Here is a 17,987-nt window from a genome sequence, read left to right as displayed (position 1 = left end):
GTCCGATCATGGCAACGACGCAATTTACCACCACACCGACACGGAACGCCTATGACATCGTCATCATCGGCGGCGCGATCTATGGCTCGGCGGTCGCTTGGTTCCTGACCGACAATCCCGATTTCGACGGCTCGATTATGGTGATCGAGCGTGACCCCAGCTATGCGGATTGCGCCACGGCCCACACCAATTCCTGCATCCGGCAGCAGTTCTCGAACCCGCTGAACGTGCAGATTTCCCGCTTCGGGGCCGAGTTCATCAAGAATTTCCGTGGCTTCATGGGCGGCGATCCACGCGTGCCCGAGCTTTCGATCCAGAGTTACGGATACATGTATCTTGCCGACACGCCCGCCTTTGCGAATCAATTGCGCGCCTCGCACGCGGTGCAGCAACAGGCGGGGGCGGCGACGCAGTTGATGACGCCCGAAGAGATCAAGGCCGCCTATCCCTTCTACAACGTGGATGACATCCTTCTGGGCAGCATTAATCTGATCGACGAAGGATACTGGGACGGCGGCACGGTCTTTGAATGGTGGCGGCGGTCGGCGCGGGAACGCGGCGTCGAATACCTTGCCGGTGAGGTGACAGGCATGTCCCTGAACGCCGCCGGCACGCGGGTCGAAAGCGTTACGTTGGCTAGCGGTGAGGTGATCGCCTGCGGGCAGGTGGTCAACGCGACCGGTCCGCGCGGCGCGGCCACCGCGCGCATGGCGGGGATCGATATCCCCGTCGAGCCGCGCAAACGCTTCACCTGGATCTTCTCGGCCGAGACGCCGCTGGACCGCGAGCTTCCGCTGACCATCGACCCGTCCGGCGTTCACGTGCGGCAGGATGGCCCGCAAACCTACCTCGCGGGGGGGCATACCGACGACGACCCGGCCGTCGCGCCGGACGATTTCGCCATGGATCACAGCCTTTGGCAGGACAAGATCTGGCCCGCCATCGCCACCCGCATTCCCCAGTTCGAGGCGATCCGCGTGGTGACGGAATGGACCGGGCACTATGACTTCAACACGCTGGACCAGAACGCGATTGTCGGCCCCCATGACGTGGTCGAGAACTTCCATTTCCTCAACGGGTTCTCTGGCCACGGGTTGCAGCAATCCCCCGCGATGGGCCGTGGCGCGGCCGAGATGCTGGTCTATGGCGCCTACCGGACGCTGGATCTGTCGCCCTTCGGCTTCGATCGCATCCGGCAGGGCCGCGCCTTTGCCGAGGCCGCGATCATTTGACCCTGTCGTCCGGGTGCCGCCCGATCAGCCGCAGCAGGGGACCGGCCCGCAAATAGGTGCCGGTTTCATGCCGGGACCGCGTGCGCAGCACCGGCGTGTTCGCCGAACTGCCCGCGCGGCTTTCCCGCAGGACGATATAAAGCCCCGAAGCGATGATCACCGCCGCGCCGATCAGCGTCGGCTGGTCGATCGTCTCATTGAAGAACAGCGCGCCATAGACCGTGGCCCAGACGATCTGGCTGTATTGCATCGGCGCGATGATCGCGGCTTCCCCGTGCTGATAGGCAGAGATGTTGAGCCGCCCGGCGGTGAAGGCGAAGGCCGCCACCAGCGCGATCAGCCCCAGATGTTCGATGGGCATCGGCTTGTAGACGAAGGCCAGCGCCGCCCCCATGATGAAGAAGTTCGCCATCATCGGATAGAGCAGCATGACCACGGGCCGCTCATCCGCGCCGATGCGGCGCACGATGACCGACGCAATCGCCCCGCCCACGGCCGAGGCCAGCGCCGCCAGATGGCCCAGCGTCAGCTCTTCCGAGCCCGGCCGCAGGACGATCAGCACCCCCGACAGCCCGATCAGAACCGCCAGCCAGCGCCGCAGCCGCACCTTTTCGCCCAGCACCGGAATCGCAAGGATCGTGATCAGCAAAGGTGACGCGAAAAGGATGGCATAAACCTGCGCAAGGGGCAGGACCGAGAAGGCGTAAAAGGCCGAGATCGCCACCGTGACCGAGGCGATGGTCCGCAGCCCCAGCCAGTAGGGGTGGCGCGGCAACAAGGTGCCGGGCTTGGCGTCCCGCATGAGCGTCACCGCCGCCAGCGGAAAGCTGAACAGGACCGAGAAGAACACGATCTGGATCGGCGAATATTCCGCCCCGAGTGTTTTTACGAAGACGTCATGGGTGGCGAAGATGCCGAAGGCCAGCAGCGCAAACAGCGCGCCCTTTGCGTTTGCCGACATGATCCTGACCCTCCGTTTTATCGTTTCTTAACGTCTTGTTATCGCTAACACCCCGGGCCGAAAAAAAGCCGCGCCCAAGGGGTGCGGCTTTACTAGTGTCAAACTAGAGGCTGGCGTCAAGCGCCGCAAGGATCGCGTCGGTCATGCCCGAGGTGCTGACCGGCGTGGTATCCGCATCCCCCAGCAGATCGCCGGTGCGCACACCGTCCGCCAAGACCTTCTCGATTGCGGTTTCTAGGCGCGTCGCATCGGCGCCTTCGTCGAAGGAATAGCGCAACGCCATCGCGAACGAGAGGATGCAGGCAATCGGGTTCGCCTTGCCCTGCCCCGCAATGTCTGGCGCGGACCCATGAACCGGTTCATACATCGCTTTGGGCCGGCCATTCGCCATGGGCGCCCCGAGCGAGGCCGAGGGCAGCATGCCCAGCGACCCGGTGAGCATCGCGGCACAGTCGGACAGGATGTCGCCAAAAAGGTTGTCGGTATAGATCACGTCGAACTGCTTGGGCGCGCGGACAAGCTGCATCGCGCCGTTGTCGGCATACATGTGGCTCAGCTCAACCTCGGGGTAGTCCTTCGACACCTCGGTCACCACGTCGCGCCACAGGATGCCGCTTTCCATGACGTTGGCCTTCTCCATGGAACACAGCTTCTTGTCGCGCTTCATCGCCAGATCAAAAGCCGCCCGCGCGCCGCGTTCGATCTCGGCCTCGGTGTAGCGCTGGGTGTTCACGCCCACGCGCATGTTGTCCTCGGTGTGGATGCCGCGCGGCTCACCGAAATAGACGCCCGAGGTCAGCTCACGCACGATCATGATGTCGAGGCCGGCGACGATGTCTTTCTTGAGGCTGGAGAAATCCGCGAGCGCGTCAAAACACTGGGCGGGGCGCAGGTTGGCGAACAGGTCCATCTCTTTGCGCAGGCGCAGCAGGCCCCGTTCGGGCTTCACGCTGAAGTCGAGGTCATCGTATTTCGGACCGCCGACCGCGCCCAGCAACACCGCGTCCACCTCTTGGGCTTTCGCCATCGTGTCGTCGTGCAGCGGGGTGCCATGCGCGTCATAGGCCGCACCGCCGACAAGGTCTTCGGACACGTCGAACGCCAGATCCCGCTTTGCGCCGAACCAGTCGATCACGCGGCGCACTTCGGCCATGACTTCCTGGCCAATGCCGTCTCCGGGCAGGATCAAAAGGGATGGGTTCGACATGGGCTGGTCCTCGATCTGTCAGGGTCAAATGTATCGGCTTTCGCCTAGCCGCTTGCTGACCCGTGGTCAAGAAATCACGGGGCGGGCTGCCGCAGATCCACCCAGACCAGATGGTGCGGCCCGGCGGCACGCTGGTCGTCGCCCAGAAGCCCGGCGGCGGGATCGTCCGGTGCGGGCCAGAACACGCCTGCATCCACCACGGTCAGGGCGCGGGCGGGCAGCACATAGGACACGCGCAGATTGCCCGGCCCATCGTCGGACCAGTCCGCCGTATCCAGCGCCGGATCGCCATGGTGGTCGGGGTTCGCAGCCTGCTCTCCGCCTTCGCTGCGCGGCGCAGGGTCCTGCAGATCCGGCCGGGCCAGCACCTCCGCGATCCCGTCACGCAGCCCGTCGCCGTCGAAGGGTTCAACATTGGCGTTGCCGATCAGGATGGGCCTCTCGGGCACCGGCCCCATCGCCCCGTCAAGCACCGCCTCCCACAGGCGCAATTCGTCCCGGTTGCGCAGCCCGTTGAAATCCTCGGGCCCGTCGAACACCGGCGAGGTCGCGGAGAACGCCAGCAGGGACAGCGTTACGCCGCCAATCTCCACCGGGACAATCCAATGAGAGGCCGAGGACACGGGCAAAACGTCAAGCACCTGCTGCGACGGGAACGGCGCGCCGTCCAACGTCGGCAACACCGCGCCGGGCACATCGCGCCATAGCGTCGGCGTCAGGTCGCGCACCTTGGTGGCGTCGATCGGATACCGCGACAGAACCGCCATGCCGCCATCGCCGAAGAACCGCCCATAGCCCAGCGCATCGCGGGCCTCTCCGGTGCGGCCGTTGCCATCCACGTCAAGGCCGGTCTGCCGTCCAGCATTGGGCGCGGCGGTGAAGCGGTAGGGATAAGGGTGCTGCAAACGGTCCGAGAGCGCCGCCAGCGCCGCGCCGCCCGCGTCATAGTCGATATCGGTGAGCACCAGCACGTCCGGCGCCACGTGATCGATCACGCCGAGAATGGCGGTGATCTGCGGATCTTCGCCAGAGAGGATGTCGCGCAGCAAAAGGCCCGGCCCGTCGCGGCTGAGCGGGGCGGCATAGGTGGCGATGCGGATGGTCGTTTCGGCCCGCGCCGCAGGGGGCAGGAGCAACACCAAAGCTGCGACGCGCAAGATCAGGCGGGCAGCGCCTCGTCGTCCTGCGCGCTCAGATAGGCCTGCTCGCGCTGGATCGCGATCATCTGCGCGACGCGCAACATGGCGACGCCGCGCATGATCAGGCTGGCGGGAATGAAGGCCCATGCTGTCATCATCCAAATCAGGGTATGCGCATCTTGCAACTGGATCGGATTAAACAGGTCCGAAGCGAGTTTGACAAACGCCGGAATCAGGAACGGCAGAAGGAAGCCCAGAACGATGTTCAACTGCCCGTCCCGCTCCAACCGCTCGACCACGTCGACGCCGGCGGTGGGGTTGAACGTGGGCAGGTTGGTCCAAACGTTGAAGCCGCCTTTCTGGTTGGGCCAGTTGTTCAGCCGCAGCACCAGCACGAAGAAGGCCAGCGACAGCAGCGACACCAGATAGCTGAAGCCCGCCGCCGTGCGCACCCGCTCGACCAGGTCCGACCCGGCTTCGGGCGGAAGCATCAGCACCACAAGGCGCACGGGGGAATAGGGGAAGTCCATCGCCTCGGCCAGACTGCTGCCGACCACCTCGAATAGACGGGTCAGGTTGGTCGGGTCGGTGTAGCCCTTGGCGATCACGGTCAGCGCCAGCACCGTGGTTGCAAGGCCGAAGAACCGCACCCGGTTGAACGGCGGCGCATCACGAAATTCAATCAGGCTGGCACAACCGGCGTTGTATTCAATGAAAACGAAGACCGCCGAGACGATGCAGATCAGGGTCACGATCTGCGCGGTATCGGTCGTCGTTCCCGACAGGATGAGCGACGGGGTCGCGATCATCAATATGACCAAGACTGCCCGTAAGACAGCCCCTGCAAGCCGTGAAATCACTGCCGTTCCATCCTCATCTCGGGCGGTCGCGATACGATGTCGCGTCCTTGTCCCGGTTTGATCCTGCGCGTTTGCGGCAGGCTGCCTCATCTTCGCCATAATGTTGCCCACATTCGGTTGGTGCTGCAAGTATCTGACGGAAAATGCAAAAAGATCGGGGCGGATTTGCGGCGACACTGGTGCGAGATTGCAACCATTCCGTCGCATTCGACCGGTGAGACCTAGATGTGGGGGATTGGGGGCGGGCTGCCACAAGGGCCCGTTTACGCCGCGTTAGCACCTGCGGCAAATGCGGGACGCCTGACGCGGCGTCCCGCCGGGTGATTCAGACCCAGGGCCGCTCAGTCGCGTGCTTTTCCTCGAACGTGTCGATCGCCGCTGCCTTCTCGAGTGTCAGGCCGATGTCGTCCAACCCGTTCATCAGACAGTGCTTTTTGAAGCTGTCGATCTCGAAGTGGTACACCTCGCCATCGGAGGAGGTCACGGTCTGCGCCTCGAGGTCCACTTCGATCCGCGCGTTGGCCCCCTTCTCGGCGTCCTCCATGAGCGCATCGCGCTCTGCCTCGGGCAGGACGATGGGCAGGATGCCGTTCTTGAAGCAGTTGTTGTAGAAAATGTCCGCGAAGCTGGTCGAGATCACGCAGCGGATGCCGAAATCCGCAATGGCCCAAGGCGCATGCTCGCGCGAGGAGCCACAGCCGAAGTTGTCCCCCGCCACAAGGATCGAAGCCTCACGATAGGCGGGCTGGTTCAGCACGAACTCGGGTATTTCGTTGCCCTGCCGGTCATAGCGCATCTCATCAAACAGGTTCACGCCAAGGCCCGAACGTTTGATCGTCTTCAGGAACACCTTGGGGATGATCATGTCGGTGTCGATGTTCACCAAGGGCATTGGCGCCGCGATCCCGGACAGTTTGTCGAACTTTTCCATTACATCATCTCCCGCACGTCAGTGAGTTTGCCTGTGATCGCCGCCGCCGCCGCCATGCCCGGAGACACGAGGTGCGTGCGGCCCTTGTAGCCCTGCCGCCCTTCGAAGTTCCGGTTCGAGGTCGAGGCGCAGCGTTCGCCTTCGGACAACTGGTCCGGGTTCATGGCGAGACACATGGAGCAGCCCGCCATGCGCCACTCAAAGCCCGCCTCCTTGAAGATGTCGGCAAGGCCCTCTTCTTCGGCCTGAGCACGCACAAGACCCGAGCCGGGCACGACCATGGCGCGCATCCCGTCCTTGACCTTCTTGCCCTTCAAGATCTCGGCCGCGGCGCGCAGATCCTCGATCCGGCCGTTGGTGCAGGACCCGATGAAGACCGTGTCGATCTCGATATCGGTGAGCTTCTGGCCCGCCGTCAGCCCCATGTAGTCCAGCGCGCGTTTCGCCGCGTCGACCTTGCCGCCCGCGAACGACGCAGGGTCAGGCACAACGGCGTCGATGGGCAGAACGTCCTCGGGCGAGGTGCCCCAAGTGACCGAGGGTGCGATGTCATCGCCGCGGATCGTTACGACCTTGTCCCAATGGGCGTCATCGTCGGAGTAAAGCGTCTTCCAGTATTCCACCGCCTTGTCCCAGTCTTCGCCCTTGGGCGCATGGGGTCGGCCCTTGCAATAGGCGAAGGTCTTCTCGTCCGGCGCGATCAGCCCGGCCCGCGCGCCGCCCTCAATGGCCATGTTGCAGACCGTCATGCGGCCTTCCATGCTCAGATCCTGAATGGCGGTGCCGCAGTATTCAATCACGTAGCCGGTGCCGCCGGCGGTGCCGGTTTCCCCGATCACCGACATGGTAATGTCTTTCGCCGTCACACCCGGTTTCAGGTGGCCGGTGATCTCGACCTTCATGTTCTTGGATTTCTTCTGGATCAGCGTCTGGGTGGCCAGCACGTGCTCCACTTCCGATGTGCCGATGCCGTGGGCCAGCGCACCAAAGGCGCCGTGGGTGGCCGTGTGGCTGTCGCCGCAGACGACGGTCATGCCCGGCAGGGTCCAGCCCTGTTCGGGGCCCACGATATGCACGATGCCCTGACGGACGTCGGAAACGGGGTAATAGTGGATGCCGAAATCCTTGGCGTTCTTGTCGAGCGCTTCGACCTGAATGCGGCTGTCCTCGGTCATCGTCTCGGCGTTGGCGCGGTCCAGCGTGGTGGGCACGTTGTGGTCCGGCACGCCGATTGTCTTGTCCGGTGCGCGCACCGTGCGGCCCGCCATGCGCAGGCCTTCGAAGGCCTGCGGCGAGGTCACTTCGTGGACCAGATGCCGGTCGATATAAAGCAGACAGGTGCCATCGTCGGCCTCATGCGCGACGTGGGCATCCCAGATTTTGTCATAGAGCGTTTTGGGGGACATGGTCCTCTCCCGATGTGGTGAAATGGAACTTGAATTGCGGAGTGGGCGACCGTCGGACCGGGATCACCCCGGAGGCGCGACAGGCGCGCAGCAGGTCATAGGTGAGCGAGAATGGTGCGCGTGGCACCATAGAAGCGCCACGGCAGGCGCGCGCGATCATCCATGTCGAACACTTGTGTCATAGGGCGGCAATATACCCCTTGGTCGAGTCTCGCAAGGGCGATCGGCCTGCCTCGGCCGCGGCCAGAGCGCCATGATCCTTGCCCCAACTGCCCGCTCGGCGCATGCTGAGACCACGCGGGCGACCAGAGGGCGTGTATGGAACCGGACGAACTACCAGACCTTGTGGATCAGGCGGCGGATATTGCCGCCATCGGACAGGGCGTTCTGGGAGAGGTCGCCGCGTTCTTCGAAAGCCTGTTGCGCCCGTGGAACGCCTATCAGGTCGGGATCATCGTCGCGGTCTGGCTGCTGGCCCATGTTGCCAGCAAACTCTTGCAGCCGCGTCTGCACGAATGGATGCGGGCCCGCGAAGGCTGGCCGAAATGGCGGCTGCGCTGGCTGCTGGTGGTGCACAAACGGCTGCGGATGATCTTCTTCGTGGCGCTGCTCTGGATCGTTCTTGCCACCATGCGCGAGGTCACCTGGGGGTCGCGCTCCTATCTCATCGGCATCGTCGCCAATCTGGCCCTGGCCTGGCTGATCGTGACCTTCGCGACGCGGCTGATCGGCAACCCCTTCGTGCGTTCTATCGTGCGCTACGGTGCCTGGGCCTGGGTCACCTTGCGGATTGTCGGGCTCACCGAAGAGGCGGTCGAGGTGCTGGACGCGGTGGCCTTCGAGATGGGCTCGGTGCGCTTGTCGCTCTGGCTGCTGTTGCAGGGTGCGTTCATCCTGTCGCTGTTCTTCATCGCCGCGCGGTTCATCACCAAACAGACCGCCACCCGCATCCAGTCGAACGAGGATATCAGCCCGTCGATGCGGGTGCTGGTCGTCAAGTTCATCCAGGTGCTGCTTTACGGCGCGGCCTTCTTCATCGGCTTGCGCGCGGTGGGCTTCGACCTCACCGGGCTTGCAGTGCTCTCGGGGGCCATCGGCGTGGGCCTTGGCTTCGGCTTGCAGAAGGTGGTGTCGAACCTTGTCTCGGGGATCATCATCCTGCTCGACAAATCCATCAAGCCGGGCGACGTGATCACCGTGGGCGAGACCTTCGGCTGGATCAATTCGCTGGGCGCGCGCTATGTCAGCATCACCACGCGGGACGGGCGCGAGTATCTGATCCCGAACGAGGATCTGATCACGACGCAGGTTGTGAACTGGTCCCATTCCAACGATTTCGTGCGGCTCGACATCTATTTCGGCACCGCCTACGGCGACAACCCGCACGAGGTGCGCAAGCTGGCGATCGAGGCGGCGAAATCCGTCGATCGCGTGCTGTCGTTCCGTCCGCCGGTCTGTCACATCGTCGGCTTCGGTGACAGCAGCGTGGACTATATACTGCGGTTCTGGATTCGCGACCCCACAGGCGGGCTGACCAACATTCGCGGCAATGTCTATCTGGCGCTGTGGGATGCCTTCGCCGAGCACGGCATCTCGATCCCCTTCCCCCAGCGCGAGGTCAAGATGCTCGAAGGGTCGCAACTGGACACCAGGGCGCTGGATTAGGCCTCGCACCGGGACGGCAAGACACAGAGGCAGCGCCAAAACGCCGCTAACCTTTGCGAGCGTTGAAATGGCCCCCTTGCGTTGTTAAGTTGGCGCAGAACCCAGCGCCAGGGTTAGGATGGCGCTCTTTAAGGAGGACAATGAACTGTCTCTTTCTACATCACCTGGCCATTCCGCCAGTGACGGACGCTCTCGGATGAGCGTGCAGACCCCGAACGCCGACAGCACGCTGGCGGCAGTCCTGAAATCTCTTGACGACGACAAGGCCGAAGACGTTGTGCAGATCGACCTGCGCGGCCGCTCCGAGATGGGTGACCACATGGTCATCGCCTCGGGCCGTTCCTCTCGGCAGGTGTCGTCCATTGCTGAAAAGCTGACCGAACGATTGAAGCGCGACTTCGGCATCCTGTCCAAAGTCGAAGGCAAAGCGGCCGGCGACTGGGTGTTGATCGACACCGGCGACGTAATCGTTCATGTCTTCCGCCCCGAAGTGCGGGAGTTCTATCAGCTTGAAAAGATGTGGCTGAGCCCGGACGAGGCGGCGAAGGCCGACTGAGGGCGGCTTTATGAAAGTCACACTCTGCGTCGTGGGCCGCTTGCGGGCGGGCCCCGAACGCGACCTGATCGACGACTATCTGACACGTTTCGACCGCACCGGACGGGCCCTTGGCCTGGGTCCGGTCGACGTGCGCGAGGTTGAGGATCGCAAGGGCGGAGGTATGGCAGCCGAGGCGGCGCTGCTTGAAAATGCCCTGCCCGCGGGCGCTGCGGTCATTGCGCTGGACGAACGGGGCAAGCTGAAAACCTCGCCGGAGTTCGCCGCCGATCTGACGCGGTTTCGCGACGACGGGCGCCGCGATCTGGCTTTCGTGATCGGCGGCGCCGACGGCATCGACCCCACGCTGCGCGCACGGTGCGACGCCGCCCTGAGCTTCGGCAAGATGGTCTGGCCCCACATGCTGGTGCGGGTGATGCTGGCCGAACAGCTTTACCGCGCCGCCAGCATTCTGGCCGGCGCGCCCTATCACCGCGCTTAGGATTGAGTTTATTTGGTCAGATGAAGGGGGAACGGTTTCCGTGGCCCTTGCGGTGGGCTAGAACGCGGGCGAGCAAGCAAGAGAGGCTAACATGTCGACACCCAAACCTGTTGTCCTTTGTATTCTGGATGGTTGGGGCAAGCGCGCCGAGACCGAGGGCAACGCCCCCGCTTTGGCCCATGTCCCGAATTTTGACCGGATTATGTCCGGCCCGACGGCGCAGCTTGTGACTCATGGTCCTGATGTCGGTCTGCCAGAGGGGCAGATGGGCAACTCCGAAGTGGGGCACACCAACATCGGCGCGGGCCGTGTGGTGGCGATGACGTTGGGGCGGATTGATGGCGTGGTGGCGGACAAGAAACTCGCCCGCCAGCCGGTGCTGGACAGCTTTATCGCGACTCTGAAGCAGACCGGCGGCACCGCGCATCTGATGGGCCTCGTGTCCGAGGGGGGCGTGCACGGCATGTTCAGCCACACGCTCGCCGCGGTGAAGGAAATCACCGCCGCCGGCGTTCCCGTGGCGCTCCACGCGATCACCGACGGGCGCGACGTCGCCCCCCGAGATGCGCAGCCCTATCTGCGCCAGCTTGATGCAGCGATGCCCGAAGGCAGCCGGATCGCGACCCTGTCCGGGCGCTATTTTGCCATGGACCGGGACAATCGCTGGGACCGCGTCCAGAAAGCCTATGACGCGATGGCGCGCGGTGAGGGGGTGCAGCACGACGGCCCGGCCGAAGCGGCGCTTGAAGCGGCCTATGCCCGCGACGAGAGCGACGAATTCGTGACCCCGACCGTGCTGGGCGATTTTGGCGGCATGGCAGACGGCGACGGGTTCTTCTGCCTCAACTTCCGGTCCGACCGCGCACGCGAGATCACCCAGGCCCTGCGCGATCCCGCCTTCGACGGCTTCGCACGGGGCGACGCCCCACACCTTGCTGCCGCCATCGGCATGGTCAAATATTCCGACGCCCATGAGTTGTGGCTCGAAACGGTATTCCCGAAAGAGGATATTCCCAACACGCTGGGCGCCTGGGTCTCGCAGCACGGGTTGCGGCAATTCCGCGTGGCCGAGACCGAGAAGTACCCCCATGTGACGTTCTTCCTCAACGGCGGGGTCGAGACACCCGAAGTGGGCGAAGATCGCTACATGGCGCCCTCGCCCAAGGTGGCGACCTATGATCTGCAGCCCGAGATGTCGGCGGCCGAGGTGACCGAGGCTTTCGTCGGCGCGATCCGCGACGGGTATGACCTGATCGTCTGCAACTACGCCAACCCCGATATGGTCGGCCACACGGGCGATTTGCAGGCTGCGATCAAGGCTTGTGAGGCTGTGGACGCAGGCTTGGGCGCGGTGCTGGAGGCGCTGGAGGCGGCGGGCGGCGCGATGATCGTCACCGCCGATCACGGCAATTGCGAAACGATGATCGACCCCGACACCGGCGGCCCGCACACGGCGCATACGACCAATCCGGTGCCAGTGGCGCTGGTCGGCGGTCCGTCGGGGGCGACATTGCGGGACGGGCGGTTGGCCGATCTGGCCCCGACACTGCTGACGCTCATGAGGCTTGAGCTTCCGCCCGAAATGACCGGGACCTCCCTGCTGTCGTGAGGGTGCTTGCCCTGATAGGTGCGCTGCTGGCGAGCCCGCTGGCGGCCCAGACGCCCGCCCCGACCCCGGCCGAGGCGGCGCAGATGGCCGCCGCGCGCCTGCAAGAGGCGCAGACCGCGCTTGAAGCGGCCACCGCACGGTCCGACCGGGTGGCCGCGCTGACCCAGACGGTGCAGGCCTATGAAGACGGGCTGGCCGCATTGCGCGACGGGTTGCGCCGCGCGGCGATCCGGCAGCGCACGCTGGAAGGCGATCTCAATGCCCGCTCGGACGAGGTTGCGCGCCTGCTGGGCGTGTTGCAGACCATGGGCCGCGCCCCGACGCCGATCCTGTTGCTGCACCCCTCCGGCCCCACAGGCACCGCGCGCTCGGGCATGATGCTGGCCGATGTGACGCCTGCGCTACAGGACAAGGTGACCGCCCTGCGCGACCAGCTGGACGAGGTGGCGGTGCTGCAGGGTTTGCAGAACGACGCGCTGTCGGTGCTGGAAGAGGGGCTGGCCGGGGCGCAGGCTGCGCGTGCCGCCCTGAGCGCTGCCATCGCCGACCGCACCGACCTGCCCCGGCGCTTCGCCGACGATCCGGTGCAGACCGCCGTGCTGCTGGCCAGCTCCGAAACGCTCACCGCCTTCGCCAGCGGGTTGACGGAAACGCAAGTCAGCGGCGGCCCCGAAGCGGATGCGATCCGCGGCGGTCTTCCCTTGCCCGTGGATGGTCAGGTGATCCGCCGTTTCAACGAACCGGATTCCGCCGGTATCGCCCGCCCCGGCATCCTGATCTCGACCCGCCCCCGTGCGCTTGTCACCACGCCGGTTGCGGCGACGGTGCGCTATGCGGGGCCGCTGCTGGATTATGGCACCGTGGTCATTCTTGAACCTGCCGCCGGCACGCTTTGGGTCATCGCCGGACTGGCCGAGGCCTTTGGCGAGGCCGGGCAGATCCTGCCCGAGGGCACGCCGGTCGGGCTGATGGGGGGCGCGGTGACGCAGGCTCAAGATATTTTGACCGAAAGCGCGCAGGGATCCGCCGGTCAGCGCACCGAAACGCTTTATCTCGAGGTCAGAGACATGCAGAGTGTCGTCGACCCGGCAGAGTGGTTCGCATTCGAACGCGCCCGCCCGTGATGAAAGACCGCTGGCCGATTTGGCCGAACGTGATGATGGGAAAGACTTGGATGAAGAAATTTGCAATGGCCGCGACGGGCGGGATTTTGATGGGGGCGATTGCCACCACGCAGGTCGCGGGCCCGCTGATCGCCCAGGAAGCACAGAACAACGCCAGCGTTTACGAACAGCTTGACCTGTTTGGCGACATCTTTGAGCGAATTCGCGCGCAATACGTGGAAGAGGTTGATGAGGCTGCGCTGATCGAGGCGGCGATCGACGGAATGCTCACCTCGCTCGATCCGCACTCAAGCTACCTGTCCCCCGATGATGCCGCCGACATGCGCGAATCCACCCGGGGCGAGTTTGGCGGCCTCGGGATCGAGGTCACGCAGGAAGAAGGGTTTGTGAAGGTCGTCTCACCCATCGATGGCACCCCTGCCGCCGAGGCGGGCATCGAAGCGGGCGATTTTATCACCGCCGTGGACGGCGAGAACCTGCTGGGTCTGACGCTGGACAAGGCGGTCGACATGATGCGCGGGCCGGTGGGCTCTGAGATCGTGATCACCGTGGTGCGCGAGGGGGTCGAGCCGTTTGACGTATCCTTGATCCGCGACACGATCACGCTGACCGCCGTGCGCAGCCGCGTCGAAGGAGAGACCGTGGTGCTGCGGATCGTGACCTTCAGCGACCAGACCTACCCCAGCCTGGAAGAGCAACTGGCCGAACAGGTCGAAGCGGCGGGCGGGATCGAAAACGTCAACGGTTTCGTCATCGACCTGCGCAACAACCCCGGCGGGCTGCTGAATCAGGCGGTTGCCGTGTCCGATGCTTTCCTTGACGCCGGCGAGATCACCTCGACCCGCGGCCGCAGCCCGTCGCAGGGGCAGCGCTGGAACGCCCGCGAAGGGGATCTGGCCGAGGGGCTGCCCATCGTGGTGCTGATCAACAACGGCTCGGCCTCGGCCTCTGAGATCGTCGCCGGTGCGCTTCAGGACCACCGCCGCGCCATCGTCATCGGCACGAAGTCCTTCGGCAAGGGATCGGTGCAAACGGTCATGCCATTGCGCGGCGAAAGCGCCATGCGCTTGACCACCGCCCGCTATTACACCCCGTCGGGCCGCTCGATTCAGGCGCTTGGCATCTCGCCCGATATCATTGTCGAACAGCCCCGGCGGGACCCGAACGAGGAGACCGAGGAAGAAGAGACCAACCCCGCCTTCCTGCGCTCCGAGGCCAACCTGCGCGGCGCGTTGGACAACGACAGCCTGTCCGACGACGAGATTGAGCAGATCGAAGCCGACCGCCTGCGCGCGGAAGAGGCGGCCAAGCTGCGCGAGGAGGATTATCAACTGGCCTATGCCATCGATATCCTCAAGGGCCTGTCGGCCCTCGGTCCGAACGTCGACAAATAAACATCCGGATCGGGCGAGACATGGCAAAGACCCTGACGGCTGAGGACATCGCAAAGCTGCCCTACCGGCGCTGCGTGGGTGTGATGGTGGTTAACGCGGAGGGCAAGGTCTTCGTGGGCCAGCGCGTGGACCGCGACACGGATGCATGGCAAATGCCACAGGGCGGCATCGACGCAGGCGAAGACCTGCGCACCGCCGCCCTGCGCGAACTGGCCGAGGAAACGGGAATCACGTCCGATCTGGTCGAGATCGAAGCCGAAACCGGTGACTGGCTCCCCTATGATCTGCCGCACCGGATCGTGCCGAATATATGGAAGGGGCGTTATCGCGGGCAGGAACAGAAGTGGGTTCTGCTGCGGTTCAAGGGTGAAGATGCCCAGATCGACATCGAACAGCCGGATCAGGAATTCTCGCGCTGGAAATGGATGGCGCCCGAGGATCTGCTTGCGCATATTGTGCCGTTCAAGCGCGACGTTTACGCCAAGGTGCTCGACGCCTTCCGCGACCGGCTTTAGGGCGCGTCCGCAGCGATCCGCCCAAACGCAGGGCAGTGCCGAAGCACCCTTGCGCCGATGACGCGGAACGGGAATGCTTCGATCATGAAACACCTGATCCTTGCCGCCCTTTGCGCCACCCTTACCGCCGGACAGGCCAGTGCGCTGTCCTGTCTGCCGTCTGACGTGGCGCGTGCCTTCCAGCAAGCCTCGGATGCGGAAGAACGCTACGTCGTCCTGCTGGGCAGCTTCAGCTTCGACATGCCACCCCAGACCAGCACGGACATCAACCGGCCCGACATCCGGCGGACCGAAGCACAGTTCACCGGCGAATATCTGGGGGCTGACGGTTTCACCTCCGCACCGGCCCTGACCGTCGATCTTGAGTTCGACTGCCTCGCCGCGTGGTGCGGTGCCCTGCCCGAAACAGGCGATGAAACCCTCGCCTTTGTGGAAATGGTCGACAACGGCTATTCCCTCTCCGTCGGCCCCTGCTTCGAGAAGACCTTCGTGCGCCCGTCACCCGAGGACGTCGCGCGCGTCGAAGCCTGCATGCGCGGCGACACCTGCGAAGAGATGCCGCTGCGCTAGCACCAAATCAGGAGCGTGTGCGCTTGACCTTTCGGGCGGTCTTTGCGGCCTTCTTACGGCCCTTCGCAGCTTTGCGACGGGGGGAGCCGCCGCGCCCCTTGCCCTTCGGCCCTTTGCCACGCGGGGGCGCCTCGCCGTCGATCTCGACCAGATCGACGATCAGCCCGCCGGTCACCGGCGCAGCCTCGACCAGCTTCACCGTCACTGGCACCCCAAGGCCGATCACCAGCCCGCTGTCGCTGCCGGTGAGGGTCTGCTCATCCGCGTCATAGCGGAAATACTCGGCCCCGAGGTTGCGGATCGGGATCATTCCGTCGGCCCCCGTCTCATCCAGCTTCACGAAGACGCCGAACTTGGCGAGGCCGCTGATCCGGCCGGACATGACCGTGCCCACATGGTCGCTGAGATAGGCCGCGAGATACCGGTCGGTGGTGTCCCGCTCGGCCAGCATGGAGCGCCGCTCGGTGTCCGAAATCGCCTCGGCAATGGCGGGCAGCCTTTCTTCGATCTCGGGCGTCAACCCGTCATCCCCCCAGCCATGGGCCGAGATCAGTGCGCGATGCACGATCAGGTCCGAATAGCGCCGGATGGGAGAGGTGAAATGCGCATAGGCCTTCAGCGCCAACCCGAAGTGCCCGAAGTTCTCGGGGTTGTAGTAAGCCTGCGTCATCGACCGCAGGGTGGCGATATTGATCAGCTCCGCATGGTCGGTGTTCTCGGCCTGCGCCAACAACCGGTTGAGGTGCGCGGTCTGCAACACCTGACCCTTGGCCAGCACCAGCCCTGCCGCCTCCGCGGTCTCGCGCAGGGCATCCATTTTCTCGCGCGTGGGCTCTTCATGGACGCGGAACAGCAGCGGCGACTTCTTGGCGACCAGCGTTTCCGCCGCGGCCACATTGGCAAGCACCATGAACTCCTCGATCAGCCGGTGCGCGTCCAGACGCTCCTTGAACGCCACGTCGACCACCTCACCCTCGTCGTTGAGCACGATGTTCCGCTCGGGCAGGTCCAGTTCCAGCGGCTGGCGCTTGGCACGCGCGCGGGTCAACGCCTCGTAACAGGCGTAGAGCGGGCGGATTACGTCATCGAGCAGCGGGGCCACCTTCTCGTTCACGTCGCCATCCATGGCGGCCTGCACCTCTTCGTAGTTCAGCGACGCAGGCGAGGTCATCAGCCCGCGCACGAACCGTTGCGAGGTTTTCACACCGAATTCATCCACCTGCATCTCCACCGCGATACAGGCGCGGGGCACCCCTTCGTGCAGCGAACACAGGTCCCCCGACAGCCGGTCGGGCAACATCGGCACAACGCGGTCGGGGAAATAGGTGGAATTGCCGCGCTTGCGGGCCTCACGGTCCAGCGCCGACCCCGGCGTGACGTAGTGCGCCACATCGGCAATCGCGACCCACAGGGCGAACCCGCCGTCCGCGCGGGGGATCACGCAGCAAGCGTCGTCGTGGTCGCGCGCATCCGACGGGTCGATGGTGACCAGCGGCAGATGGCGCAGATCCTCACGCCCTTGCAGTCCGGCGGGCTTAGCACGGTCGGCCTCGGCGATCACCTCATCGGGGAAATGGTCAGGAATGTCGTGCTGGTGGATCGCGATGAGCGAGACCGCGCGCGGCTGCGACGGATCGCCCAGCCGCGCCACGACGCGGGCCTTCGGCAGACCCATGCGCCCCTTGGGGCCGGCCTGTTCGGCCTCCACCAATTCGCCATCCTTCGCGCCGTCCGTGGCATCGGCGGCGACCGTCCACTCCTTCTGCGAACCCTTGTCCACGGGCAGAATACGCCCCCCTTCCGAGCCAGCCCGGAACACCCCCAGAATGCGCAGCGGATTGGTTCCGATGCGGCGGATCAGCCGCGCGCGATAGGCGTGATCCTCGCCCGCCACCTCAGTCAAACGCCCCAGCACGCGGTCGCCGTCGCCCAGTGCGGGCTCCCCGTCTTTCATCTGCATCAGGATGCGCGGCGCCTCACCCTCACCGGCCCATTCCAGCGGGCGCGCAAACAGATCGCCGTCGCCATCCGTGCCGGTGATCTGCAACACCGCCACCGGCGGCAGCGCGTTCGCATCACGGTAGGACGATTTGCGCTTGGCCAGCTTGCCCTCGTCCTCCAGCTCGCGCAGCAGCCGTTTCAGGTCGATCCGGGCGGCGCCCTTGATGCCGAAGGCCTTGGCGATATCGCGTTTGGCGGCTTTGGTGGGATTCTCGGCAATCCAGTCAAGGATTTCGGTCTTTGAAGGTATACGTGTCATGGGCATGAGGTAGCACGCCACAGCCGCAAGGGCAGGCCTATTCTTCTCTGGTGCAAAAATACCTCGGGGGAGTCGCG

At 64.7% G+C, this 17,987-nt stretch carries 16 protein-coding genes; 9 read left to right on the top strand and 7 right to left on the bottom strand.

Annotation, left to right across the window (positions count from 1 at the left end):
• Positions 1-8 precede the first annotated feature (8 nt).
• Complete coding sequence (locus tag DC363_RS10185; protein ID WP_108641049.1) at positions 9-1,232, top strand: NAD(P)/FAD-dependent oxidoreductase; 1,224 nt, start codon at positions 9-11, stop codon at positions 1,230-1,232.
• Here the strand turns inward: DC363_RS10185 and DC363_RS10180 are convergent.
• The 6 genes from DC363_RS10180 to leuC all read right to left on the bottom strand — a co-directional run bounded on the left by DC363_RS10180 (position 1,225) and on the right by leuC (position 7,736).
• A complete protein-coding gene (locus DC363_RS10180; RefSeq protein WP_108641048.1) occupies positions 1,225-2,193 on the bottom strand; it encodes a DMT family transporter in 969 nt (322 codons plus the stop codon). The genes DC363_RS10185 and DC363_RS10180 overlap by 8 nt on opposite strands.
• A 103-nt stretch (positions 2,194-2,296) precedes the next feature.
• Positions 2,297-3,400 carry a 3-isopropylmalate dehydrogenase gene (gene leuB / locus DC363_RS10175; RefSeq protein WP_108641047.1) on the bottom strand — a complete coding sequence of 368 codons (1,104 nt, stop codon included), beginning with the start codon at positions 3,398-3,400 and terminating at the stop codon, positions 2,297-2,299.
• A gap of 74 nt (positions 3,401-3,474) precedes the next feature.
• Positions 3,475-4,539 carry an endonuclease/exonuclease/phosphatase family protein gene (locus tag DC363_RS10170; RefSeq protein WP_241962975.1) on the bottom strand — a complete coding sequence of 355 codons (1,065 nt, stop codon included), beginning with the start codon at positions 4,537-4,539 and terminating at the stop codon, positions 3,475-3,477.
• A 20-nt stretch (positions 4,540-4,559) separates the two neighbouring features.
• Positions 4,560-5,348: a hypothetical protein gene (locus DC363_RS10165; RefSeq protein ID WP_108641045.1), complete on the bottom strand. Its 789-nt coding sequence runs from the start codon at positions 5,346-5,348 to the stop codon at positions 4,560-4,562.
• Positions 5,349-5,724: 376 nt separating this feature from the next.
• Positions 5,725-6,330 carry a 3-isopropylmalate dehydratase small subunit gene (leuD, locus tag DC363_RS10160; protein ID WP_108641044.1) on the bottom strand — a complete coding sequence of 202 codons (606 nt, stop codon included), beginning with the start codon at positions 6,328-6,330 and terminating at the stop codon, positions 5,725-5,727.
• The gene (gene leuC, locus DC363_RS10155; RefSeq protein WP_108641043.1) at positions 6,330-7,736 is read right to left on the bottom strand and encodes a 3-isopropylmalate dehydratase large subunit; all 1,407 of its coding nucleotides are present in this window, start codon (positions 7,734-7,736) and stop codon (positions 6,330-6,332) included. The genes leuD and leuC overlap by 1 nt, the downstream gene beginning before the upstream one ends.
• Positions 7,737-8,054: 318 nt before the next feature.
• Here leuC and DC363_RS10145 point away from each other — a divergent pair, with 318 nt between their 5' ends.
• The 8 genes from DC363_RS10145 to DC363_RS10110 all read left to right on the top strand — a co-directional run bounded on the left by DC363_RS10145 (position 8,055) and on the right by DC363_RS10110 (position 15,650).
• Complete coding sequence (locus tag DC363_RS10145; RefSeq protein ID WP_108641042.1) at positions 8,055-9,401, top strand: mechanosensitive ion channel family protein; 1,347 nt, start codon at positions 8,055-8,057, stop codon at positions 9,399-9,401.
• 196 nt (positions 9,402-9,597) lie between these two features.
• Complete coding sequence (gene rsfS / locus DC363_RS10140) at positions 9,598-9,957, top strand: ribosome silencing factor (protein WP_108641041.1); 360 nt, start codon at positions 9,598-9,600, stop codon at positions 9,955-9,957.
• A 10-nt stretch (positions 9,958-9,967) separates the two neighbouring features.
• Positions 9,968-10,438 (top strand): 23S rRNA (pseudouridine(1915)-N(3))-methyltransferase RlmH, encoded by a 471-nt coding sequence (gene rlmH / locus DC363_RS10135; RefSeq protein WP_108641040.1) that lies wholly within the window; start codon positions 9,968-9,970, stop codon positions 10,436-10,438.
• A 91-nt stretch (positions 10,439-10,529) separates the two neighbouring features.
• On the top strand, positions 10,530-12,047 hold the full coding sequence (gene gpmI / locus DC363_RS10130; RefSeq protein ID WP_108641039.1) for a 2,3-bisphosphoglycerate-independent phosphoglycerate mutase: 1,518 nt from the start codon (positions 10,530-10,532) through the stop codon (positions 12,045-12,047).
• A complete protein-coding gene (locus tag DC363_RS10125; protein ID WP_158270866.1) occupies positions 12,044-13,171 on the top strand; it encodes a murein hydrolase activator EnvC family protein in 1,128 nt (375 codons plus the stop codon). Before gpmI ends, DC363_RS10125 begins: the two co-directional genes overlap by 4 nt.
• Before the next feature lie 50 nt (positions 13,172-13,221).
• Complete coding sequence (locus DC363_RS10120; RefSeq protein WP_108641268.1) at positions 13,222-14,565, top strand: S41 family peptidase; 1,344 nt, start codon at positions 13,222-13,224, stop codon at positions 14,563-14,565.
• Between the two features lie 20 nt (positions 14,566-14,585).
• A complete protein-coding gene (locus tag DC363_RS10115) occupies positions 14,586-15,080 on the top strand; it encodes an RNA pyrophosphohydrolase (RefSeq protein ID WP_108641038.1) in 495 nt (164 codons plus the stop codon).
• An 84-nt stretch (positions 15,081-15,164) separates the two neighbouring features.
• Positions 15,165-15,650: a hypothetical protein gene (locus DC363_RS10110; RefSeq protein ID WP_108641267.1), complete on the top strand. Its 486-nt coding sequence runs from the start codon at positions 15,165-15,167 to the stop codon at positions 15,648-15,650.
• Positions 15,651-15,657: 7 nt separating this feature from the next.
• On the opposite strand, the gene rnr is transcribed toward DC363_RS10110, so the two are convergent.
• Positions 15,658-17,910, bottom strand: a complete 2,253-nt coding sequence (gene rnr, locus DC363_RS10105) for a ribonuclease R (RefSeq protein ID WP_108641266.1) — start codon at positions 17,908-17,910, stop codon at positions 15,658-15,660.
• Positions 17,911-17,987: the final 77 nt, after the last annotated feature.

The organism is Thalassorhabdomicrobium marinisediminis, assembly GCF_003072065.1.
GTDB classification, from domain to species: Bacteria; Pseudomonadota; Alphaproteobacteria; order Rhodobacterales; family Rhodobacteraceae; genus Octadecabacter; species Octadecabacter marinisediminis.
This window is presented reverse-complemented; position numbering and strand designations above follow the sequence as displayed.